We start from the raw sequence: 24,640 nt of genomic DNA on the forward strand, positions 1-24,640 counted from the left end.
GAAAACTAAGCCGTCCAGCCGAGCTCTTTTGCTCGCTGTGCTGCTTGCTGAGGCACGTCAGTTGCGACAAAGTGGTGGTGTAACACCTGAACACCCAGCATATGGTTAATCACGGCGTCCAGCTGCACACGCTCTTCGTTAGGCACGCTTTCGTCCTGATGACGTTCAAAGGTTCTAACCACCTCGTCATAGTCGAGTAACCCTGCTGACTCCACCGCTTCTTTACTTAAGAACTGGTCAGCTAACTTTTCTACGGCTTTCCACTTTTCCGGGTCGGTATGAGCCGGAGGTGCCATAAAAGCAAACTTCTCACGCTTGTAAAGGGTTTCCGGCAATAAGCCTTTCATTGCTTCGCGCAGTACGTATTTCTCTTTGTTGCCTTTAATGCGTAAATGTGGCGGCACAGTAAACGCATATTCTGCTAAATGGTGGTCAAGAAACGCAGGACGCGCTTCCATCGAGTTTGCCATATCGACGCGGTCACCACCCCAGGTCAGTATCTGCCCTTCCAGCATAGTTTTAATCCAAACGTACTGGGCTCTGTCGAGCGGATGACGCCCTTCCAGCATGCTCTCGTCCAAAGTATCCGCAATTGCTTCGCTCGGATCATAACTCTCGACTTCCTGTCGTTTCTTCGCCGACATCAAGGGTAACGCTACAGAAGAACAGGACAACCAAGGCTGCACACAGCTTGGTGTAAAGCCCATTTTCTTATTAAACGCCTCACTGACAAACTCTTCACGAGCCAACATTGCCCCTTTAAATAAAGCGTTGTTCTTCTCCAACAACTCCTGCCATTCAACTCGCTCAACTTCCGGCAAGTGATCCAGTCCATGCAAAAACATGTCTTTGCGGAACGCCGGGTAGCCAGCAAATAATTCGTCAGAGCCCTCACCCGTCATCACCACTTTGTAGCCTGCTTCGTGCACTTGTTGACTCATCAGGTATTTAGCAACACCCAGAGTGTTATAGATGGTTCGCTCGGTATGCCACAGCGTTTTCACAAAGTGATCGTAAAGGTCGTTGGCATTCAGGCTCATAATGTGGTGGTCAGCATTGGTTGCTTCGGCCATTTCTTTCGCTATTGGCGTTTCGTCATAGTCGTCGGAATCGAAACCGATGGTAAACGCTTTTACGGAAGTTTGCGTTGACGCTGAAGCCAGACCCAATATCGAACATGAGTCGATGCCACCTGACAAATAACAGCCTACCGGTACATCGGCGGTCATTCGATGTTGCACCGCTTCGAGTAACTTGGCACGGACGCCTTCAATGTATTCGTCTTCATCAACATCAGCACCCGGATAACTGTGCTCAGGCGGGAAATCGACGTCCCAGTATTTGTGTTCTGACGCAACCACTTTGCCGTTTTTACGCTGCAACTTAACAACATAGCCCGGTTGCACCTGATTAATGCCCTCAAACGCTGTCGAGCCGGGCACCATGACCTGGATTAATTGGTGATACAAGCCCTCTGCTGAGAATTGGCGCTTAACGTCCGGGTGCGCAAACAGCACCTTCAATTCCGAGCCAAACACCACGCCGTGCTCGGTTTCCGTCCAGTACAATGGCTTGATGCCGAAACGGTCGCGCACTAAATACAGACTGTCGTCTTTGGCATCAAACAAACCGAATGCAAACTCGCCACGCAGCTCTTTTAGCGTTTCTTCCAGTCCATAACGCTCGAACAAGTGCAGAACAATTTCTGAGTCGCTTTTACTGTTAAAGCGTGCACCGCGCGCCGTTAAGTCAGCCCGAATACGTTTAAAATCATAAAATTCGCCATTATGTGTCAGCATTAAGCGTTTATCTGCCGACATAAAAGGTTGACGTCCCCGGTTTTCATCGAGGTCAATAATAGATAAGCGAGCGTGACTAAAGCCTACGCCACGCTCCGGTTGAATCTTGTAACCAAACCCATCAGGCCCGCGATGATGCATAATCGCCGCCATGTTAACCAGAGTTTGAGGATCAATGTCTCTTTCCGTTTGGTGATGAAAAACGCCAGCAATTCCGCACATTCTTTGCTTTTCCTCGTATTAAACGACATCAATGACGCGCTCAGCTCGCTGAACCATGCAGGTCAGTAGCGCCATACGTAAAAACACTGCCCCTCTGGCCTGACTGAAATACCAGTTATGAGGCGTATGATCTAAGTCCGTTGAAAGTTCTTCACCACGCGCCAGTGGATGCAAAATAATGGCGCTTTCTTTCAGTGGCGACTTTGCCGACAGATGAAATTCACTGCCGTACGTATTCACTGAGTTACCTTCCCATGAAATGGCATTGATATAAACCACATCAAGCTCTGGTAATACCTCATCGAGATCTCTGGTGCTGCGAATCTTAATACCCGCCTGCTCTACCTGTTCTTTTTGTTCACTACCAAATAGCTGCTCTGTTGACGCTTCATCGTGAATGATAACCACTTCATCGATAGCTTTCGGAAACTTGGTTAAGCATTTTATAAAGCTTCGTACTGTACGCATTTTATTGGGCACACCGATAATACCAATTTTAATAGGCGCTTTTTCAGCCTCTTCGGTCACTAAATCAGGGCGCCATTTAAAAATCGCGTACATATCAGACAGTGCTTGTGTCGGGTGCTCATCAGCACCATTCCCGGCGTTGATAATTGGGATACGCAGCGAATCGATCATTTCCTCTAACGAGGTCTCGTTGTTGTCCCTAAGCACCACGCAATCGCCGTAATTATTGAACATTTCAGCGATGTCCGACAAACACTCGCCTTTTGCGATACCAGTAGTTGAGCGGTCGGTTATTGACATAATATCGCCGCCTAGCCGATGCCAGGCACTCTCAAAAGAGAGCCGCGTACGAGTGCTGGGCTCGTAGAAAGCACTGATTAGAATCTTGCCCTGTAACGACGTACTAAAACGACGCGGGTTAGCTTCATACTTTGCCGCCAAGCGAAACAACTGCAACATGCCTTGCTGAGAAAACTGATCAGCCGACACGATGTGTTGATTCGCTAGTTTCAGTAGGTAATCGCCGTCCTCCTGAATGGCTTTCAACAACGCCTTCGGGTGGGCATCACCACAGACATCCGGGCGCTCACGTTCGAAGGATACATCCTTTATATTCATAGAATTACCATATTGTTTTTGAAATTAAATCTTTTACCCAGAGCACCAGAAGTATTACAGGCGCTACGCAGCTGAGGATCAATGCAATGATAATCATCCACTCGAATACCGACTCACTCATTAGCATGTGCGTCTTCCTCCTGCAGCTGGCTCCAGTCAAAGCTGTCTTGGCTGGTCACAATACCCACAGCACATATCATGCCCGATACGGCACAAGACACCAGCGCTGCCACATAAAACCCTATGGTGAAATACCCTATCATGCCGCATGCGGTGCCAATAGCCATTGCTATGGCCGCATAGGTGCCTGTCAGCTTTTTGTGATAAAGCCCTAACAGTATGGGCCAGATAGTGCTCGCCACAAATGCTCCAGCAAAATTCAGTAATGCCCCCAGCGTGGCTATTTTTGGAAGGCAGAAAAGCCAGGTCACAATACCAAGCCCTAAAATACAGCTTCGGTTAAACCGCATCAGGTTTTTATCTGACGCACCTGGTTTTAGCTTTTTGTGATAAATATCTTGTGTAACCAGGTCTGAGGTCGCAGCCAGCAAAGAATCAAGACTGGACGCTAAGGCTGAAAATATCACGATAAAAACGATAACCGCGCCAGCTTTCCCTAACACCGCAGCAGCAACCGTGGGGCCTATCATGTCCATGCTCGGCGGGAATATGCCTAGCTGCGGGGCCGCCAAAGCAATAAAACCAGTAACAATAGGTATAGGCAGCCACATTAACCCGCCGGTCAAATAGGCTTTATAAGCGACACCTTTTTTAAACGACAATGCCCGTGACCACCATACGTTGGAATGAAATATCTCACCCAGACCAAAGAAAATATTATTAAATAAGAACATAACGGCGGCAGGAAATAGGACATCGAGCAGTTTTGGGTGCTCCGCTGTCAAATTTTCATGAATACTACTAAGACCGATATTGTCGATAAGCCAATAGGCAATAAAGCTGACCCCAGCGATAATAATGAGAGCCTGGATAAAGTCCGTTGCGATAACCGCGCGCATACCACCAAACAAAGTATATCCCACACAAATGACCAGAATGGTCGTCATACCAATGTGATACTCAAGACCGGTCAAAGACTCTAAAAGAATACCGCCAGCCATGCCCAGACTGATTAACCAGCCAAATGCATAGACCACTGAAATAATCATGAACACGACCCAGGCAAACTGACCATAGCGCAGTCGGATAAAGTCACCTGAGGTATAACCGTTGGGCAACAACTCTTTAATGCGTTTTGCCATAGGGGCAAACAGAATGAGGCCAAGCGCCGCGAATGAGTAGCCAATCATACCCCACACACCAAACTGGAACGTCAGTTGCGGTGCAACCAGTGTGGTGTTGCTGGTCACCCAGGTTGCCATTGCCGTAGCAGCTGCAAACGCAAAGCCAACATTTCGACCGGCCAGCGCAAAATCTTCGTGGCTTTTATTCTTACGCCCGAGCCAATAACCGAAACCTATCCAAAATAGGCCGAAAAGCACAATGATGAGAATGCCGGTACGAGTGTCCAGTGCAAATTCAGTCATGAGAGTGGTGCCGTGAATGTGTCCAGTTACGGTGAAATAGAAGCAACGTCGTTACGACGGCCACAAAAATAATTAAACCAATAAAAAATAATGTCAGCGCCTGCCATAGCGGGTAGTGCTCGACTCTGACTTGAATGACATTACTGACCAGTACATCGCCGTCCGAGGTTTCGGCTCTGGCTCTTAAATGATAAAGACCATCTGAAAAACCAGTCAGTGAGATGGTGGAAAAATCCCCTAATGCAGGAAATTGCTTTTTATTCTGAGTGAAGCCTGTATCGGTCGCGACTTCAATCGTAAGCTTATTAAGCTTTTGTTGAGCAGACTTTGCAGACACTGAGACATTAAAGTACCCTTCTTTAATAATCGAGCTTGGCCCTTCAATGGTAAGCTGAGGGGATGATTCATCGGCAAGGATCGTCGTTGGCAGGAAGCCAATAAAACAAAATAAAAACAAGATATAACAATAGTTAACGCTTTTTTTGTTTTTTGTCATTGAGACATCTGCTCGCCAACGCAAGTTGAAATTTCAGGCTATCAGCCAATTATAGCAATTTCAACTGTTTCAGGGGGCATCCGTTTTACGCTGTACACCGTATATGACACAACATATTTTTTACGTTTAGTGGCTTTTACTTATGAAGTATTTATGCAGTCTGGGTTCAAACATCGATCCTGAAATGAATATCCACCACGCAAAACAACAGTTACAGGCGTTGAACAGTAACTGCTTATTCAGTCAAAACATAGCCACGAAGCCGGTTGATATTGATACACAAAACGAGTTTCTCAATGCCTTGTTTATTATCGATACATCACTTAGCTCACATGAGCTTAAGCAACGGTTTAACCAAATAGAGGAAGCCCTGGGACGCGATCGCAGTGATCCAGAAAGAAGCATCAAAGATAGAACCATCGATATCGATATTTTAGGACCTCTTGATGAGGGGCCGGAAGTGCCAGATTACTTACAATCACTCACAACAGAATTGGGGCTTGCATCATGACAAAAACCGCACTAGTGACAGGTGCTGGACGCCGCTTCGGATTTGAAGTCGCCAAAGCACTGATAGAAGATGGCTACAAAGTTTTTGCGCATTACAACAGCTCAAAAGACGGTGTCGATGAACTGAGTCAATTAGGTGCAGAGCCCATTCAAGCGAACTTTGCCCGCCAGCACGACGTTAAAGAGATGGTTACTCAAATTAAGAAAAACAGTTCCAAACTGGATCTGTTGATTAATAATGCGTCCTGTTTTTTCGACAACGACACCGTAGACAACGATTCAGAAGCGCTTGAAGCCATCTTTCAGGTACACAATATTGCTCCCTATTTGCTTATTACCGGCTTACAACAACAGCTGTCGAATTCCGACAATGGGCTTATAATCAACATTACGGATATATACACCGACAAACCTTCCACTAATTACATTGCTTACTGCGCAGCGAAAGCCGGCTTAGCCAATATGACTCAGGCCTTTGCGAAAGCATTAGCACCGGATATACGTGTGAACGCCATTCAACCAGGACCCATTTTATTCCTTCCGGAACACGACAACGAACATAAAATGCAGGTGCTGGACGAAACACCTTTACGGGTAGAAGGTGGATTAGAGCCAATGATAGACACCGTCCGCTTTTTACGTGACAACCCATTTCTAACCGGCGAGTCGATAAAAGTTGATGGCGGCAGAGCGCTTAATTTGTAGTGCCTTTACCTGTTAACGAATAGCCAATAAAAACCCCGGCTAAAAAGCCGGGGTTTTGTCATTTCAGCTGACGATTACTTAAGCATTTGGCGCAGTACGTAGTGCAAAATACCGCCGTTCTTGTAATAGTTCATTTCGTTACCAGTGTCGATACGGCATTTCACCTTGAACTTAGCCTCTGAACCGTCTTTGCGTTTTGCAACAACGTCCAGCATTTGACCCGGTTTAAGGTCATCGCTCAGTCCCAATACCGAAATTTGCTCTTCACCAGTAAGCTTGTGCTCTTCAACGCTCTCTCCGTCGGCAAATTGCAGCGGCAGAACGCCCATGCCAACCAGGTTAGAACGGTGAATACGCTCGTAACTTTCTGCGATAACAGCCTTAACACCCAGTAATCGAGTACCTTTTGCTGCCCAGTCTCGGCTAGAGCCCGTACCGTATTCCTTACCAGCCAACACGACTAAAGGTGTGTCGTTTTCCATGTACTTCATGGCAGCGTCGTAAATTGGCATTTGCTCGCCGGTCGGAATGAACTTAGTAAAGCCACCCTCAACATTGTCGAGCATTTGGTTCTTGATACGAATATTGGCGAATGTGCCGCGCATCATGACTTCATGATTACCACGACGCGAACCATACGAGTTAAAGTCTTTCACTGCCACACCATTTTCCTGCAAGTATTTGCCTGCAGGAGAATCCGGCTTAATAGAACCCGCCGGCGAAATATGGTCGGTGGTAATGGAGTCGGCAAACACCGCTAAGACATTTGCGTCTTTTATGTCGCTTGGTCCTTCTAATGGCTTATCAATACCTTCGAAGAACGGTGGGTTCTTAACGTAGGTCGACTCATCCTGCCAATTATAGGTTTTACCCTCAGCGACACTAATGTTCTGCCACTCTTCGTCACCAGCAAAGACTTCAGCGTACTCTTTGCCGAACATTTGGTTATCAACCGTTTTCACCGCCTCTGAGATTTCGGCGCTGCTTGGCCAAATGTCTTTCAAGAATACGTCATTGCCGTCTTTGTCTTTACCAATAGGGTCTTTGGTTAAGTCGGTACGCGTGGTACCTGCTAACGCATAAGCAACAACGAGCGGTGGTGAAGCGAGCCAGTTCGCCTTAACTTCTGGGTGAACGCGACCTTCAAAGTTGCGGTTACCGGACAACACCGAAGATACGGTTAAGTCCCCCTCTTGAATCGCTTCGGTAATTTCATCGTCCAATGGACCCGAGTTACCAATACACGTCGTACAACCGTAACCCACTAGATGAAACCCAAGTTTATCAAGGTAGTCATCTAAACCCGCTTTCGCCAGATAATCAGTCACGACTTTAGAGCCTGGCGCAAGCGATGACTTAACCCACGGCTTACGCATTAACCCTTTTTCTATCGCTTTCTGAGCCAACAGACCAGCAGCCATCATGACGCTTGGGTTTGAGGTATTGGTACAAGAGGTAATGGCGGCGATAACAACGTCACCATGTGACAAGCTGTAATCCTTGCCTTTTACCGGCACTTCTTTATCTTTCTCGCTTGACTGACCATTCGTCTCAAGAATCAGGTCAAAGTTACTACCTAACTGCTCCATATTGACGCGATCCTGCGGACGCTTAGGCCCTGCCAACGACGCCGTCACATCACCTAAGTCTAACTCCAACGAGTCGGTATACTCAGGTTCGTTGTCGTTGTCACGCCATAGACCCTGAGCTTTGCTGTACTTTTCAACCAGTTCAATGGTCTCTTCGTCACGACCTGACAGGCGGAAGTAACGCAATGTTTCATCATCCACCGGGAAGAAACCACAGGTTGCACCATACTCTGGTGCCATATTTGATATGGTCGCACGGTCTGCCAGCGGCAGGTTGTCTAAACCTGGACCGTAGAATTCAACAAACTTACCAACCACACCTTTTTCACGCAGCATTTGCGTAACGGTTAATACCAAATCGGTTGCGGTAACGCCTTCGTTGAGTTTACCGGTTAAACGGAAACCAACCACTTCCGGAATCAACATAGAAACCGGCTGGCCCAGCATTGCGGCTTCTGCTTCAATGCCGCCAACACCCCAACCTAATACACCAATACCGTTGATCATGGTGGTGTGTGAATCAGTACCGACTAGAGTATCCGGGAATGCAAAGGTTTTTCCGTCTTCCTCTTTAGTCCAGACACTTTTACCTAAATATTCCAGGTTTACCTGGTGACAAATACCTGTGCCTGGCGGCACTACGCGGAAGTTTTCAAACGCGCCCTGTCCCCATTTCAGGAACTCGTAACGCTCTTTGTTACGTTCCATTTCAATGCGAACGTTCTCTTTAAATGCTTCAGGACTTGCGTACTTATCAACCATTACCGAGTGGTCGATAACCAAGTCGACTGGTGACAAGGGGTTAATGGTTTCCGGATCGTGACCCGCTTTATCAACCGCGTCTCGCATGGCGGCCAAATCGACGATGCCAGGTACACCAGTAAAGTCTTGCATCAGTACGCGCGCCGGACGGTACTGTATTTCACGGTCAATTTTCTTTTCTTTCTGCCAATCGACCATGGCTTTTAAATCGTCTTCATTCACTGTGCTGCCGTCTTCATTGCGCAGCAAGTTTTCTAACAACACTTTCATTGAAGCCGGAAGTTTTGAAATATCCCCTAGAGCTTCTGCCGCTTTGGGCAAACTGTAGTAATGAAAGGTTTTTCCGTTAACCTCTAATGTACTTAAGGTTTTCAGACTGTCGTTGCCTGACATAGATACTCTCCCTTTCGCTTCTTAAGCGTTTTGTTAAGCCAAACGATACTTCTAATATAGACAAACAGAATCGTTTGAGCCACATAAAGTGCTTTCTATGCAAACACAAATCTAAGAGTTGTGCCAACACACCGCACGTAAAATGTTCAGTTAATCTACTATAATCGTTATTTTCTTACTTTATATTACATAGTCCGAAAAAACCGTTTAAGATCAATAAGACTTAAGTTTAAATCAGCACTACAGGACGCAGGAAATGAGCAAGGTACTCGACGATTTATTGAACCTATTGACACTGGAAACCATTGAAGACGGGTTATACCGCGGTCAAAGTCAGGATTTAGGCTTTGGTGCTGTATTTGGCGGCCAGGTCATTGGTCAGGCGCTGTCTGCGGCAAAAGAAACATTACCGGCCGAACGTGTCTGCCACTCGTTTCACAGCTACTTTTTGCGTCCGGGCGATGCCAAAAAGCCCATTGTTTACGATGTAGAAAACATTCGCGACGGTAAAAGCTTTTCAGCGCGGCGGGTGCAAGCCATTCAGTACGGCAAGCCTATTTTCTATATGACCGCGTCGTTTCAACAGCAGGAAAGCGGTTTTGAACACCAGGACGTCATGCCAGAAGTTCCCGGACCAGAAGGTTTGATATCAGACCTGGATATTTACCGCGAACACGAAGAATTGATTCCGGCGCCACTTCGCAATAAATTTATTTGTGAAAAACCAATAGAAATGCGTTTTGTAACGCCCTATAACCCATTTAAGCCGGAAAAAGACGAACCTAAGCGTTATGTTTGGTTAAAAGCCAACGGCAATATGCCCGCGGACACTCGCGTGCATAAATACCTACTGGCTTACGCGTCAGACTTTAACTTTCTGCCAACCGCGTTGCAGCCTCATGGCGTTAGTTTTGCGCAACCCAATATGCAGGTTGCGACCATTGACCACGCCATGTGGTTCCATCGTGATTTCCGCATGGATGACTGGGTCTTGTACGCAATAGACAGCCCATCAGCCAGCGGGCAGCGTGGCCTGGTGCGTGGTCAAATATATACCAGAGACGGTATGTTGGTCGCATCGACCATTCAGGAAGGTGTCATGAGAGACCGCAGTTAATTGCGGTCTCCGGAGCTTTATTAGGTCAGGGAAACAAAGAAACCAGCTATCGCAGCGCTCATCATATTCGCAAGCGTCGCGGCTAAAAGCGCTCTCATACCCAATCTGGCTATGTCATGACGGCGACTGGGTGCCATACCACCAAGACCACCAAGCAAAATAGCAATGGATGAAAAGTTTGCAAAGCCACATAGCACGAACGTCACAATCACCTGCGAATGCTCGCTCATTTGCTCTTTGTAATTCACAAAATCGAGATAAGCAACAAACTCATTTATAACCAGCTTTTGGCCGATGAAACTACCGGCAAGGTTCGCTTCATCCCAGCTGACGCCTAACACATAAGCGACTGGCTGAAAGACATAACCAAATACTTCCTGCAAGGTTAAATCTGCGTAACCAAACCAGCTACCAACCCAGCCGAAAATACCATTAATTAACGCAATAAGTGCCACAAACGCCAGCAACATTGCGCCCACATTCATCGCCAGTTGCAAGCCACTGGACGCACCTTGCGCTGCCGCATCAATCACGTTAGCTGAGTTATCATCCACTTCTATTTCTTCAAGATCATTACGTGGCTTTTCGCACTCCGGAATCATCATTTTGGCCATAAGGAAGCCAGCCGGGGCTGCCATGAAACTTGCCGCAATTAGGTATTTTAGCTCTACGCCAACCCCGGCATAACCCGCCAAAACGGATCCGGAAACGGACGCCATTCCGCCCACCATTACGGCAAAAAGCTCAGAGCGCGTCATAGTGCCAATAAAAGGCCGCACCATCATGGGCGCTTCCGTCTGCCCCACGAAAATATTTGCCGCCGCTGACATTGATTCCGGACGACTGGTGCCTAGCAGTTTCTGCAGCCCACCACCGAGTATGCGAATGACCCACTTCATAATGCCCAAATAATAAAGCACAGAAATAAGTGAAGAGAAAAAGACAATCACGGACAGCACTTGAATGGCAAACACAAAACCAAAGTCTTCGGACGCTAAGTTGCCAAACAAAAAGTCGATACCCGCTTTGGTGTAGCCAATAACAGTCGATACGCCCTGTGCGAAACCAAACAGCATTTCACGACCAATAGGCACGTAAAGTACGAAGCCAGCAAGAACAACTTGAATAGCAAACGCACCTAGAACGGTGCGCCAGCGGATAGCTTTGCGGTTTGTCGAAACCAGATAAGCAACGAGAAAAATAATGGCAATGCCAAGAATACTATTCATAAGAAAACCAGTTTATTCCGCCAGCAACTGACGTATTTTTGTTTTTATAATGTCAATGGCTATTTCGTTCTGGCCACCACGAGTGACAACAAGATCAGCGTATTGCTTAGATGGGAAAATGAAGTCAAAAAACGCCGGTCGCACATACTGTTCGTATTGCTCTGTTACCGACTGTAAATTTCTGCCACGCTCTTCAATATCGCGTTTAATACGACGCAGCAAGCAAATATCAAGGGGGGTATCCATAAATACGGAGATATCGAACTGTTCCCTCAGCTTTTCGTCCGTCAGTAATAAAATACCTTCAACCATAACAACCCTTGCCGGTGCCACTTTAATGGTTTCGGGAAGGCGGGTGTGCGTTTTATGGCTGTACTGCGGCATTTCAACCGCTTCGCCAGCCTTCAACTGTTTTAAGTGCTTCATGAGCAAGTCATGCTCAAAGGCCGCCGGTTGGTCATAGTTGGTCAGAACTCGCTGTTCCATCGTCATATGACTCTGATCGCGGTAGTAGGCATCCTCGGCGAGAATGGCGATACCGTCAGTGCCCAACTCCGCAACTAACTCCTGATAAACCGTCGAGGCAAACAAACTTTTGCCTGACGCTGAAGCCCCCGCTATTGCTATAACTGTCGTCTTATTCACCGTCTTATTCACAAGATACCGTATCTATTTTCTGCAAATCGCGCGCAATTATCCTTGATTGTCTGCGTAATTAAAAGACTTGACTGAAACCTTATTTATCACAAAAAACAGTGGGCGGTTTCAATATGTTTAATTTCGTTACAATTTAACAGGTCATTTATCGGGCACACCCCGCTGGGGTTTCGTATAGTAGTGGGGCTTATAAAAACAATATTGGGAATAATTATGAAGATGATGAAAACCCTCACTGCAGTTGCAGTGACGACGGTTCTTTTAGGCGGCTGCCAGTCAACAACATCGGCTAGTAATACAACCGCTGTTAGCCAGTCTCAGTTTCCTGAAGTGAAGGTTAACTACGAAACATTTACCTTAGATAACGGATTAACGGTTGTCGTTCATGAAGATCGCAAAGCCCCCATTGTTGCCGTTAACGTATGGTACGCCGTTGGCTCTAAAGACGAAAAGCCCGGTAAAACGGGTTTCGCGCACCTGTTTGAACATTTGATGTTTAATGGTACTGAAAACTACGACGACGAATATTTCGGTCCCTTTGAACGTGCAGGCGCCACTGAAATGAACGGTACCACCAACAACGACCGTACGAATTACTTTGAAAACGTTCCAACACCAGCGCTTGATATGGCGTTATGGATGGAGTCTGACCGCATGGGGCACTTGTTAGGTGCAGTGACTCAAGAAAAATTAGACGAGCAACGGGGCGTTGTACAAAACGAAAAACGCCAGGGCGAAGCTCAGCCTTACGGCAAAGCCTGGAGCTACATTGCAGAACAAACTTTCCCTGAAGGTCACCCATATTCCTGGTCGGTTATTGGCTCGATGGAAGACTTAAATGCAGCGACACTGGACGACGTACACCAATGGTTTAAAGACTACTATGGTGCAGCCAACGCTGTACTCGTCTTAGCCGGTGACATTGATGTTGAAACCGCGCAAGAAAAGGTCACCAAATACTTTGCTGACATCGATCCGGGCAAGCCGTTGAAAAAGCAAGAAACCTGGGTCGCAAAACGCGATGAAACCAAGCGTGCCTCCATGGAAGACCGCGTTCCTGCCGCCCGTGTTTACAAGGTTTGGAACACCGCTCAAATGGGTACGGCAGATTCAGAATATTTAGGCTTATTTGCTGACATTCTTGCCAACGGGAAAAACTCTCGTTTGTATGAGCGTCTGGTCTATGACGAGCAAATTGCCAGCTCTGTTGGCGCTTTCCAATACGGTCGCACACTGGCCGGTCAGTTCATGATTACGGCTGATGCAAAACCAGGTGTTGAGCTTGAGCAAATTGAAGCAATTATTAATGAAGAGTTACAGCGCTTAATTAAAGAAGGGCCTACCCAAGCAGAATTGCAACGTACTAAGTTCAGTACGACAGCAAACTTTGTACGCCGTGCTGAAAAAGTGGGTGGCTTTGGTGGTAAGTCAGACATTCTTGCCTCTGGCGCTGTCTACCACGACGACCCTGGCTTCTATGCACAAGAAATGGAGTGGACAAAACAGGCAACCGTCAGTGACATTCAAAATGTCGCTCAAAAGTGGTTATCCAGTGGCGACTTTGTTTTGAACGTTGTACCACAACCAAACTACACGGCGCAGGAAACGGATGCAGATCGTTCAGAGCTTCCTAATGTTGGCGACTTACCTCAGCTGGAATTACCAGAAGTTGAGCAGTTTACACTATCGAATGGCTTAGATGTCTATTTGGCACAACGTACCGATACCCCAACCATTGAAATGAGCTTAGTCTTTGACAGTGGTTATGCGTCAGATGTTGGCGGTAAATTAGGTACAGCAAGCTATACCATGTCAATGCTGAAAGAAGGAACTGAGAGTTTGGGAGCATTAGAGTTAAGTGAACGCTTAGAGTCTTTAGGTACCAACCTAAATGCCTCAGCCAGTCTGGACAGCTCTCGCATTAGCATGGACACGCTAAGCGTTAACTTTGCCGAAAGCTTATCGTTAATGAATGATGTTCTGCAAAATCCGGCTTTTTCAGAAGAAGAAATTGAACGCAAACGTTCAAATTGGATAGAGGGCATTCGCAAAGAAGAAGCTCGCCCTCAAACTCAGGCTCTGCGCGTTTTGCCTGGCTTAATGTTCGGTGATGGTCACGCATACAGCCAGCCGCTGACGGGCTCTGGTACGGTCGACTCAATTAAGTCTCTGACGCGTGAAGACTTAGTTGAGCATGCACAAACCTGGCTACGCCCAGACAATGCAAAACTGGTCATTGTGGGCGACACCACAGTAGAGCAAGCTAAATTATTGCTGGAAGAGCAATTTGCCAGCTGGCTGTCTCCGGCAACACCTAAGCCTGAAAAAACACTGGATGCGTCTGCAGCATCAAACGACAGTCGCGTTTTCCTGATTAATAAACCGGGAACACCTCAATCGTTAATTATTGCGGGGCAGCTTGCACCTTCAGGTCAAGTCGACAACGCCGATACCATTGACGTGATGAATACGATTCTCGGTGGCAGTTTCACCAGTCGTTTAAATATGAATCTCCGAGAGGATAAGGGCTGGTCTTACGGTGCTCGTTCTATATGGCTGGACAACGAAGGCCCCGGACTATTAATGGCACTTGCGCCGGTTCAAACGGACAAGACTCAGGAATCCATTCAGGAAATTGTCAAAGAGTTTACTCAGTATGAAGGCGATAAGCCGGCAACCGACGATGAACTTGCCAAAGTTAAAGCCAACAAAACAGCCAAACTTCCTGGCGCTTATGAAACCAAAGGCGCTTTATTGAGCGGGTTGGTAAGTACCTTTAACAAAGGCAAAGACGTTGAGTATCTTGAGTCCTATGGTCAGCGCATCAATGCAATTACTCTGGATGATATCCAGGAAAGCGCCGATAATGTGTTAACACCAAACGCAATGACCTGGGTTATTGTTGGTGACTTAGCTGAAATTGAAGATAAAGTTCGCGAACTGAATCTAGGCGAAGTCACTATTCTTCAAAGTGACGAAGAATAAAAAGTAAAACAGGCTCAATAAAAAGCCCCGGCTTCATCGTTAAGCCGGGGCTTTTTTTACGCATTAACGCGAATTAATACATTGAACCGTTAAGCGCCAAATAACTGCTCGGCGCGACTATGCAGAATCCAGCTGGTAAGAATATATTTGTCATTAGACACCGGCGTTCTACCACGGTGAGTATGGGTGAAATACGCGGGAGCAATAACCATTTGTCCGGCTTTGGGCTTTAACGAACGCTCCTGGTAGTAAAAGTCGGTCTCCCCCCCTTCTTCCACATCGTTTAAATAGTACATAAATAACAAAGCACGATGCAGTGGCTCGGTTGAGCCTTTCTGAGGAAACGTCTCGCAATGCCAGTAGTTATAATTGCCCTCACCTTTACGATAGCGCTGCATTTGAATGGCGCCTACCCGAAACAGCTTTTGCATAATCGCCATTTCATTGCCTTTGGCTATTTCATCAAAATTTTCATGGGTCAACGGAGTTGGCTGTTGAGTCTTCGGATGCTGAAGCGTAAGAGCCACAGGCGCAATTAACGCAAAGTGATATTTCTTAAAATACTGCAAAGCATGGTCTGCCGTCGTTTTTTGAATTTTCAGCAGTAAATCTTGATACTCTGCGTGAGAGTTGAGCATTAAGTCTGTGCTCGACTTTTTCTCCACATCCACTCCACCGCCAGTGCGGCCTTGAAAAGTGTGTCCGGAACTCTCAAAAGTATCAATCAACTGCTTACAAAAGTCTGATGACAATGCATTATCGTAAGTTTCTATAAAATCCGTCATAGGAAAATCAGTTTAGTAGTCGGTTTACTTCAGGGCTTGGTTTGCCAATGTAGTAGCCTTGCAAGTACTCGATGTTCTGGCTACACAAGTAGCTGTTAACTTCTTCATTTTCAACAAACTCGGCAACAATAGGAATATTCAATTCCTTACAAATGCTAATCATGCCATTCAAAATGCTGGCACTGGTCTCGTCATATAAAACATTCTGAACAATACTGCCGTCAATTTTCAGGTAGTCTGGACGTAGACTAATTAGTCGGGAGAAGTTCGAATATCCTACACCAAAATCATCAATCGCAATTTGGCCACCCAGCTGTCTTACCTCTTGCGCAAACGTCTGAACTTTTTCGAAATCCTCGGTCGATTCCGTTTCGGTGATTTCAAATATCAGCTTAGCTTTTTTGTGCTCCATGAGCACATACCGTATGAAATTTACGGTTTTGTCGTTGAGTATGTCTTCAATCGATAAATTCACCGATATCGCAACGCCAAATTCTTCAGACGCTAACACCGCTTGCTCTATGACTGAACGTGTAATTTCACAGTAATAACGCGTCGTTTTTGCTTTATCTAAAAACATTCCCGGAGGTAAGTCACTGTTGTTGTCACGCATTCTCACCAGCGCTTCATAATAACTCGGACGCTCGTTCGAGGTGCTTTTAATTGGTTGGTAATAGTTCACAAAGCGGTGATCGGTAATGGCGGATTGAATTTTAGGAATCCAATTAACCTTGTTTTCTTTTAAGAACTCACGCTCTCGCACGACTTCTATTTTGTGCCCGGAATAAATTGCCTTCGCTTTTGATAAAGCACTCTCTGCGAGCTGCAGATGCTTGCTGTCACCGACCCCCATTCCTATGGCCACGTCCAAATTCGCCTCAACGTCACGCACTTCCAACTTAAGGTCAGACAAGGCTTCATAAAAGTGCAGTAAGTGACTTTCAAATAACGTAGGTATCATTCGAAAATCAGGAATGAGCGCAAACTTGTCACTGTACAAGCGATAAATATTAATATGGTTCGACTTTAGCTGCTTTTGTGCCCATAAACTGAATTTACGAAGCAATTCGTCACCAAAGTCCAAACCATAGAAGTCCGCATAACTGCGAAATTTTCGTATATCAAGTACGGCCAGACATTGTGCTTTTACACGTTTCAGGTCGTTTAATAAGTCAACTCTGGTTGGTAACCCGGTTACCCGATCATAGCGCGCTTCTTGCAGAAGTTCGTCAAGGTGAACTTCGCGTGAGATATCCTGAAACAACAGAACCAGTTCATTTAGCGTACCCGCTTCGTCGTAAAGCGGAATTGTCATACAACGACACCAGTTCGTGCGTGTGTTGCTTTCAAGGCAAACCGTACCGTTCCAGCTGTTACCCGATTCAATTGCATAGCTTATAACTTCTGTTACATGCTGTCTGTTGTCAGGGTGCAGGAAATCACGAAACGCTGTAGTCTGTTTTAGGTAGTGAATATCGAGCAGCTTATGCATGGAGTCACTTAACCACCGAATGTGACCAGACGGCGACAGTCGGGCACAAAGCGCAGTAGACTCTAACGTATTTATGTACTGCTTTAACAAAAATTGATCACGCATTCGCGCTTGATTACCTCAGCGACTCAGTAGAGATGTTAGCTTTTTGTAATGTAACGAATTCGATTGAATAATAACAGCCCGCAATCGCAGATATTTCTTTAAATTTACAGTCCAGCTTGCGTATAATCGCTCCGTTTTTGCAAACTTGACTAAAATTTAGGCGCTTTATCCATGAAACACATCGTTTTCTCTTTGTTCATTCTTTTGGCTTTGCCTTTTTCAGCAACCGCAGAAAAGTATTGGTCAGACACCAGTCTCACCTACTTAAATGGTAGTGACTATGAAGTTGGCGACCCTGACCGCCAGGTTATCACTCTTGAGTACGTTGGCGGGTACAGTTGGGGCAAGATCTTCTCTTTCGCCGACCGTTTAGAATCTGATAACGGCGATACAGAAACCTATATTGAGGTCTCTCCAGAAGTCTACTTCGTGCAGTTTGATGACAACATCGTCAACAATTTAAGCGTTACCACTACCGCGGAAGTTGGTGACGGTTTTACTCACTACCTTTATGGCATTGGCGCAGCTTTCGATGTACCTGGCTTTCAGTTTTTTGAAGTTGATGCGTACAGGAGAAACAATGATGGTTTCGACAACAACTACCAAGTGACCTTGTCTTGGGGAGTACCTTTCTCTGTTGGTGAAACCCAATGGATGTACGATGGCTTTTTAGATTACGCCTCTGGTATTAGCGGTATCGGTCCGGCTAATATGAACTTCACTTCACAGCTCAAGTGGAATTTAGCGCCTTATTTTGACCTGTCTGCGCCACTTTACGTTGGTGTCGAGTACGTTTACTGGCGCAACAAGTTTTATATTGATGGTGTTAACGAGAAAAACCCGAATTTATTGATTAAATGGCACTTTTAAGTGCCATTTTTCTATAGATGATACACCCCTTGATAATCCGCGACCTCGACATCAAAAGACGTTGTTTGCATAAGGTGGTCGCGGAATGCTTCCAGGGCGTCCGGCTCGCCATGCACCAACTGAATCGCCGTATTGGGTTTTAATTCAGACTGCTTCAGCCACTGCGTAATTTCTTCATAATCCGCGTGTCCTGACAGCCCCTCTAATGCTCTTATACGAGCCTTAACCGGGAGCCACTCGCCGTGCAGTTTAATCGACTCAACACCTTGTAACATTTTTGCACCGCGTGTACCGCCTGCCTGGTGGCCGCTGAACAGCACCGTTGAGCGATGATCAGCCAGCCAATGCTTGAAATGATGCAAAATTCGGCCTCCTGTTGCCATACCGCTACCGGCAATTATGATATGCGGTCCAGTTTGCGAGGCTATCGCTTTTGAGTCATCAACCGAACGCGTGTACTCCACTTTGTTATAGGTATTTTGACACTGAGCATCCGACAACTTATGCAAGTCATGAAACCGTTGATACAAGCCAGACACATTAATGGCCATGGGAGAGTCCAGGAAAATAGGCTGCCGTGGAATCCGCTTTTCATCCATTAATTTTACCAACAAATACTGTAACAACTGGGCACGGCCTACTGAGAAACTCGGTATTAAAAGGACACCACCGGACTGAGAGGTTTCATTGACCACTTCCGCTAATTGCTCTTCTGCACTGTCGGCTGCCTGATGACGCCGGTCTCCATAAGTCGATTCCAACATTAGTAAATCAAGTTCAGGCAACGGCTCTGGCGGATACATCATAATGTCATTTGGCCGACCAAGGTCACCGGAAAAGCCAACTCGCTTACCATCAGCTTCCAAAATAACGCTGGCAGCACCTAAAATGTGTCCCGCTTTTCTTAACGTGATAGTAATATCGCCAATGGAAAACTGTTGATGGTATTCAACGCCTTGAAATAACGTCATAGACGCTTTCGCCGTGGCTTCGTCGTAGAGAGGTTCAGGCTTTTCATGCCGACTGAGCTTATGTTTACCAAGGTACTTGGCATCCTCTTCTTGTATGCGACCACTGTCTGCCAGCAAGATATCGCACAAACCGACCGTTGCGTGATGTGTAAAAACAGGACCACGGTAGCCATTTTTATACAAAACCGGAATAAAACCGGAATGATCTAAATGCGCATGTGTCAGAACCACACCGTCAACGTCCTGGATACCCATTGGCAAGGGCTGCCAATTGCGGCGTCGTAGCCACTTGTAGCCCTGAAATAAACCACAGTCAATCAAGAGTCGGGTCGAATCCGTTTCAACTAAATATTTAGAGCCCGTTACGGTTTCTGCACCGCCAAGAAATACAATTTTCATACAGCATCCTTTTCTATGCGATCACGGCCGTTTCGCTTTGCGTGTAATAACGCCCTATCGGCCCGGTCAACAGCGACCATAATATGTTCATTTTTTGATACCTGTGCCACACCAAAGCTGCATGACAAACGCTCTGCAAGCGATGGTATGACTATTTTCGATATACCCTCTCTCAGTTTATGCGCAACACCCACAGCATCGCTTTGATCGGTATCAGGGAGTAAAATCATAAACTCGTCACCACCAAAGCGACCGAGTACATCCGACTCCCGCAACTGCGCATTGACCGCATTGGTAATTTCAACAAGCGCTGAGTCACCAACAATATGACCATAAGTGTCATTAATTGATTTAAACTTATCGAGATCAAACATAATGACTGAAATAGGTTTGTTACGTCGCCGAGCCATTTTCAGTAGTAAGTCCGCTTGTTGCATAAAGTGTTCACGAGAGGCCGCGCTTGTTAAACCGTCTTGCGATACTTGATGCGTCAAGTATTGATTATGTGCGACTAGCGCCGGAACCGTTAATCCAAACCAAGCCGTTGACGCTATAACAGTGACCGCAAACTGATACACAATTGCGTAGTCCATTAACCCCAATAGACCAATAGAAAAGGCCGTAATGGTACTAAAGACAGCAAGTGCTATAGCGGTTTTTAATGGCGACTCGGTATAGGAAACCCAAAGCAAAGGTAAAATTAAAAAGAAGACCAGAAAGGCAGCCTCTTCATAGCTGGAAAACATAGAAATGATTAAGCAAACTGCCAGCATAATGACAATAATTAGCAACTTTGTAGAAAAGGACGACCAACTGCCCCCACCTTCGGTAAACTTTAAGCCGCCTAGCCAGCGTTCTATTTGTGGGTAGCGCCAACTCACCAACGCAATGAAAATAGGCGTGAGCACAATAACGCCGCTCAAGTCACCTATCCACCAAGGCAGCCAGGTGTACCAAAGCGCCTCAGCTTGAAGCAAATTACCGGAGATCATGACCTCAGTACCCAACCACGCCGCGCAAAATGACGACAGTGCAGCAATACCTAAAAACGTCATAATGGTGCTAGACAAACCGTGGCTGCCTAAGCGAAGTAGTTTGGAGCGCAATAACCACGCCCCTAAGAAATAAGGCACCGTATGCGCAAATCCAAAAATCAGACCAGTCACGAGTAAATCCTTGACCGGTGTTTGGTCACCGTATAAATCAGATACCCATAACGTTGTTACGATACTGCCAAGTAGTATTGCGGGAAAGGCTCGCCAGCTCATGACCAGAAATGCAGCGAACGTCAGCCCCGCTGGCGGAAACCAAATACTGGCGTGCGGAGCGTATTCCATTATTCCTGCAACACGCCACAAAATTATCCAGGCAAGCGCTAACAGTAATGTTCTTATAATTATTTGGCGCAATATAAACCGTCTTATTATTTTTTTATTATGTCTCTAACTGTTATAAAAAAACACTCAAAAGGCAACCTTTAGTCTATTGACGGGGCTAATTTATCTTGCTTCACTCAAAGTTAATAAGGAGTGAAACATGACGCAACAATACCCAAAAGCCGATGAGTTCATGGCCAGCACGCATGAAGTTGAAAACCAGCCGGAGCCTTTAGAAAACTATAATCTCTATTTAGCTGACAAGGCGCTTCAGGCGGCGGTTGAACGAGAGGGAGCCAGCTGGGCCTACTCTGATCTTATTGCTTTTGGTGCGCTGGCCGGTCAACGTGACAGTATTGAGCTTGGGTTTCAGGCAAACAAATATCCGCCGGAGCTGAGAACTCACGATCGCTATGGACATCGTATTGATCAGGTCGACTTTCACCCCAGTTATCATCAGTTAATGACAACCGCCATTGAGCATGGGTTGCATGCCAGTCCCTGGAGCGACCCTAAACCGGGGGCTCATGTGGCTCGAGCGGCAAAATATTATCTGCATACCCAAGTCGAAGCGGCGCACGGCTGTCCCATTACCATGACCTTTGCAGCCGTTCCGGCGCTGCGTCACCAGCCCAGTTTACTGAAAGAGTGGGCGCCAAAAATCACAGCCCGCGTTTATGACCCGAGCAACCGCCCCCATACCGAAAAAAGCGCGGTAACAATTGGCATGGCAATGACCGAAAAGCAAGGTGGGTCTGACGTGCGTAGAAACTCGACTCGGGCTTACGCCATTAGTCAAGAAGGTTCAGGGGAAGCCTATGAGCTCATCGGGCACAAATGGTTTGTTTCAGCACCTATGTGTGACGCTTTTCTTGTGCTCGCACAGACGACAAACGGTTTATCGTGCTTTTTAGTCCCCCGTTGGCGCCCCGATGGCTCTAAAAACCCGCTACAAATACAACAGTTGAAACAAAAAATGGGCAATGCCGCCAATGCATCCAGTGAAACCGAGTTACGTGGCGCGCTAGGTTGGATGGTCGGTGAAGAGGGTCGCGGCGTTCGCACTATTATTGAAATGGTTGCGACCACTCGCTACGACTGCATGATTGGTTCGTCGTCCGGCATGCGCCAAGCTGTGGCTCAAGCCATCCATCACGCATCGAATCGGGAAGCTTTCGGTGCCCGGTTAAGCGAACAACCGCTCATGCAAAACTTGCTGGCTGACCTGGCAATAGAAAGTGAAGCAGCTACGACATACACCATGCGCATTGCCCGAGCAATGGACAACCAGAACAACGAGCACGAAAAGCTGTTGTCCCGCATTGCCACACCCGTTGGCAAATACTGGATTTGCAAGCGTACACCGAACCATGCCTACGAGGCGATGGAAGTCATTGGCGGCAGCGGTGTTATGGAAAACCATATTATGCCGCGTTTATTCCGGGAGTCACCTGTAAATGCGATATGGGAAGGCAGCGGCAATGTTCAGTGCCTTGATATTTTGCGCGCAATTGAAAAACAGCCGGAGGTTCTCGATGCATACTTTACTGAATTAGAGAAGGCTCAGGGAGCTGATCGACACTTTGATACCTTTGTGCGTAGCTTAAAATCTAAATTTAGTGATATAAGCACTCTGCAATATCAGGCAAGGACTATTGCGGACAAAATGGCGGTAGGCTTGCAGGGGGCACTATTACTGCAACATTCCACAAATGATGTTGCTGACGCCTTTTGCAAAAGCCGCTTAGCGTCCAATGGTGGTTTGAATTACGGGACCATGCCGAGTGGACTTAATTGTGCTGCGATCGTCGAAAGGGGCGCGCCAACAAACGAATAAATAATTCACCAACAATAGCCAGCACTAAGCCGCAAACCAAGCCAAATAGGATAGCGCCCGGGTTCAGCTTAACAGTGTAAGAAAAGTCGCTTCTGACTTCCTGTTGTATGTCTGGTACAGGAGAAATAAAAGCCTGAGTATAAGCGTTCCAGGCACTTTCATTAAATTCATTCAACGCACTGAGTAATAGCTGGTGGCGTGTGTATATAACGCTAATGCTTTGCCCGCCTTCCCGGAAGACGATATCGTCACTGGCCTCATAGTGAGCAATGAGCTGTTCGATATCACCATCGAAAAACTTCTCTGCTTCGTCTCTGAATGCATCAAGGCTTTTTTCTGACTCTATTAGATGAGCATTAAGGCTTTTGCCGTATTGATCAACAAAGCCCGGTAATTGAATACCAGCCAGTACGCCCAGAATCAGCAAAATAATTCTCAGGTAAGATGTGAAAACGCCCATGCTCTCTCCTTACATAGCCTAAAGCTACTCTAGGCCAGACCATGGTCAATAATCAAACAAAATTACACGACTTAACGCAAGAGAAGCTAACCGGTCAGAACAACGGCATTCTTACCTTCTTTTTTCGCCTGGTACATGGCTCGATCTGCGCGTGCCATAATGTTTTCAACGGTGTAATGCTCTGACGGTTTGTCACATTGGCATAAACCAATAGACAAGGTTACTGGCAACTTTGCATGCCCTATTCCGCTAACTAATTCAGCTCTTAAGCGTTGCATCATTTGCTCTGCGTCACTTGCAGCAATCATCGGATGAATGGTCGCAAATTCGTCTCCGCCAATGCGAGCGACATAATCGGTATGCCGACTGTGCAAACGAATAAGTTCAGCAATCTTTTGTAGGACTTCATCACCGTACTGGTGACCATACTCGTCGTTAATTTCTTTAAAGTCATCAAGATCAATAAAGCTGACTGCGAACGGCGTTCCATGCTGCTCCAACTGCGTAATTTCATCGGTCAACTGCGCTGTAAACGCTCTTCGGTTCATTATGCCGGTTAAATGATCCGTCAATGCCTGACGTTTTTCAAACTCCAGTTCCAAACGAATTTTATCTTCCGCTTTTTTAAGCAGCGTGTAATCACGAGCGATCGCAATACCGAACAATTCACCATCAATTTCCATCTGGTTCAGCATAATATCAACGTAAAACTTAGAACCATCACGGCGAACGGCAGGAAAGATTAGGCCATTCCCCATTGAACGCCGCCCTGGGTGTTTAAAAAACTTGACCAGGTGTTCATCATGCTTTTCCCGGAACTCTTTAGGCAATAAGCTATTTAACGGCATTTCCAACATTGAAGACGACGAATAACCAAACATTGCCGCTGCTGCTTGATTCACAGCGACAATTAACCCTTCAGTGTTTATAACGACTGCACCATCAGGAATAATCTCGAGAAAATCGGTAAAGGCTTGTTTTACTTCCATGAGCATTCTCCGTTACAGCACAGCCCTTTAAAGCGAATGTTTTTAACTAAAATAACTTTTTAACTAAGATAACTAATATATAACAGTTCTGTTGAAGCTTTAAGCAAAATCGCCCAAAAGCCGTTGAGAATAGATTCTCCGAGGGTAGACTTTGACTCAGATCAAGTTGAATTACTGAATCCGAGTTACTGAGAATGTGGTATAGTGCAGGGAAAGTCACAGCAACTGTGACACCTACTTAAAACAATTCCCGGAGCTT

Annotated in this window: 19 protein-coding genes; 6 read left to right on the forward strand and 13 right to left on the reverse strand. The window is 46.4% G+C overall.

Features of this window, described 5'->3' with window-relative positions; genetic code table 11:
- Positions 1-5: 5 nt before the first annotated feature.
- From asnB to EST55_RS09250, 4 genes are all read right to left on the reverse strand, one after another.
- A complete protein-coding gene (gene asnB / locus EST55_RS09235; RefSeq protein WP_100691901.1) occupies positions 6-2,021 on the reverse strand; it encodes an asparagine synthase (glutamine-hydrolyzing) in 2,016 nt (671 codons plus the stop codon).
- Positions 2,022-2,039: 18 nt separating this feature from the next.
- On the reverse strand, positions 2,040-3,107 hold the full coding sequence (locus tag EST55_RS09240; RefSeq protein WP_100691900.1) for an aspartate carbamoyltransferase: 1,068 nt from the start codon (positions 3,105-3,107) through the stop codon (positions 2,040-2,042).
- A gap of 113 nt (positions 3,108-3,220) precedes the next feature.
- Positions 3,221-4,654 (reverse strand): sodium:solute symporter family protein, encoded by a 1,434-nt coding sequence (locus tag EST55_RS09245; RefSeq protein ID WP_129497259.1) that lies wholly within the window; start codon positions 4,652-4,654, stop codon positions 3,221-3,223.
- Complete coding sequence (locus EST55_RS09250) at positions 4,647-5,150, reverse strand: hypothetical protein (RefSeq protein ID WP_129497260.1); 504 nt, start codon at positions 5,148-5,150, stop codon at positions 4,647-4,649. The genes EST55_RS09245 and EST55_RS09250 overlap by 8 nt, the downstream gene beginning before the upstream one ends.
- A 142-nt stretch (positions 5,151-5,292) precedes the next feature.
- On the opposite strand from EST55_RS09250, the gene folK reads away from it, so the two are divergent.
- The gene (folK, locus tag EST55_RS09255) at positions 5,293-5,661 is read left to right on the forward strand and encodes a 2-amino-4-hydroxy-6-hydroxymethyldihydropteridine diphosphokinase (protein WP_129497261.1); all 369 of its coding nucleotides are present in this window, start codon (positions 5,293-5,295) and stop codon (positions 5,659-5,661) included.
- On the forward strand, positions 5,658-6,365 hold the full coding sequence (locus EST55_RS09260) for an SDR family NAD(P)-dependent oxidoreductase (protein WP_129497262.1): 708 nt from the start codon (positions 5,658-5,660) through the stop codon (positions 6,363-6,365). The genes folK and EST55_RS09260 overlap by 4 nt, the downstream gene beginning before the upstream one ends.
- A 74-nt stretch (positions 6,366-6,439) precedes the next feature.
- On the opposite strand, the gene acnA is transcribed toward EST55_RS09260, so the two are convergent.
- The gene (acnA, locus tag EST55_RS09265) at positions 6,440-9,109 is read right to left on the reverse strand and encodes an aconitate hydratase AcnA (RefSeq protein ID WP_129497263.1); all 2,670 of its coding nucleotides are present in this window, start codon (positions 9,107-9,109) and stop codon (positions 6,440-6,442) included.
- Between the two features lie 256 nt (positions 9,110-9,365).
- On the opposite strand from acnA, the gene tesB reads away from it, so the two are divergent.
- Complete coding sequence (tesB, locus tag EST55_RS09270) at positions 9,366-10,226, forward strand: acyl-CoA thioesterase II (RefSeq protein WP_088767945.1); 861 nt, start codon at positions 9,366-9,368, stop codon at positions 10,224-10,226.
- 20 nt (positions 10,227-10,246) lie between these two features.
- Here the strand turns inward: tesB and EST55_RS09275 are convergent, their stop codons facing one another.
- Entirely contained in the window at positions 10,247-11,455 is a 1,209-nt protein-coding gene (locus tag EST55_RS09275; RefSeq protein WP_088767944.1) for a NupC/NupG family nucleoside CNT transporter, read from the reverse strand.
- 12 nt (positions 11,456-11,467) lie between these two features.
- Positions 11,468-12,100 (reverse strand): uridine kinase, encoded by a 633-nt coding sequence (udk, locus tag EST55_RS09280; protein WP_088769362.1) that lies wholly within the window; start codon positions 12,098-12,100, stop codon positions 11,468-11,470.
- A gap of 225 nt (positions 12,101-12,325) precedes the next feature.
- Here udk and EST55_RS09285 point away from each other — a divergent pair, with 225 nt between their 5' ends.
- Complete coding sequence (locus tag EST55_RS09285; RefSeq protein WP_129497264.1) at positions 12,326-15,097, forward strand: pitrilysin family protein; 2,772 nt, start codon at positions 12,326-12,328, stop codon at positions 15,095-15,097.
- A gap of 89 nt (positions 15,098-15,186) precedes the next feature.
- Here EST55_RS09285 and EST55_RS09290 read toward each other — a convergent pair whose 3' ends face one another.
- Positions 15,187-15,882: a 2OG-Fe(II) oxygenase gene (locus EST55_RS09290; protein WP_100691893.1), complete on the reverse strand. Its 696-nt coding sequence runs from the start codon at positions 15,880-15,882 to the stop codon at positions 15,187-15,189.
- Positions 15,883-15,889: 7 nt separating this feature from the next.
- On the reverse strand, positions 15,890-17,479 hold the full coding sequence (locus tag EST55_RS09295) for an EAL domain-containing protein (RefSeq protein WP_129497265.1): 1,590 nt from the start codon (positions 17,477-17,479) through the stop codon (positions 15,890-15,892).
- A gap of 171 nt (positions 17,480-17,650) precedes the next feature.
- On the opposite strand from EST55_RS09295, the gene EST55_RS09300 reads away from it, so the two are divergent.
- On the forward strand, positions 17,651-18,349 hold the full coding sequence (locus EST55_RS09300) for a nucleoside-binding protein (RefSeq protein WP_129497266.1): 699 nt from the start codon (positions 17,651-17,653) through the stop codon (positions 18,347-18,349).
- An 11-nt stretch (positions 18,350-18,360) separates the two neighbouring features.
- On the opposite strand, the gene EST55_RS09305 is transcribed toward EST55_RS09300, so the two are convergent.
- Positions 18,361-19,719, reverse strand: coding sequence for an MBL fold metallo-hydrolase (locus tag EST55_RS09305; RefSeq protein WP_129497267.1), 1,359 nt, complete (start codon positions 19,717-19,719; stop codon positions 18,361-18,363).
- The gene (locus EST55_RS09310; RefSeq protein ID WP_164976537.1) at positions 19,716-21,128 is read right to left on the reverse strand and encodes a diguanylate cyclase; all 1,413 of its coding nucleotides are present in this window, start codon (positions 21,126-21,128) and stop codon (positions 19,716-19,718) included. The genes EST55_RS09305 and EST55_RS09310 overlap by 4 nt, the downstream gene beginning before the upstream one ends.
- 127 nt (positions 21,129-21,255) lie before the next feature.
- Between EST55_RS09310 and EST55_RS09315 the strand changes: the two genes are divergently transcribed.
- Positions 21,256-22,932 carry an isovaleryl-CoA dehydrogenase gene (locus tag EST55_RS09315; protein ID WP_129497269.1) on the forward strand — a complete coding sequence of 559 codons (1,677 nt, stop codon included), beginning with the start codon at positions 21,256-21,258 and terminating at the stop codon, positions 22,930-22,932.
- Here EST55_RS09315 and EST55_RS09320 read toward each other — a convergent pair.
- The gene (locus EST55_RS09320; protein WP_129497270.1) at positions 22,886-23,392 is read right to left on the reverse strand and encodes a DUF2937 family protein; all 507 of its coding nucleotides are present in this window, start codon (positions 23,390-23,392) and stop codon (positions 22,886-22,888) included. The two genes, EST55_RS09315 and EST55_RS09320, sit on opposite strands and share 47 nt — an antisense overlap.
- An 86-nt stretch (positions 23,393-23,478) precedes the next feature.
- Complete coding sequence (locus EST55_RS09325; protein ID WP_129497271.1) at positions 23,479-24,381, reverse strand: sensor domain-containing diguanylate cyclase; 903 nt, start codon at positions 24,379-24,381, stop codon at positions 23,479-23,481.
- Between the last annotated feature and the right edge of the window lie 259 nt (positions 24,382-24,640).

The sequence above is a fragment of the Idiomarina sp. 29L genome (assembly GCF_004123135.1).
GTDB lineage: Bacteria > Pseudomonadota > Gammaproteobacteria > Enterobacterales > Alteromonadaceae > Idiomarina.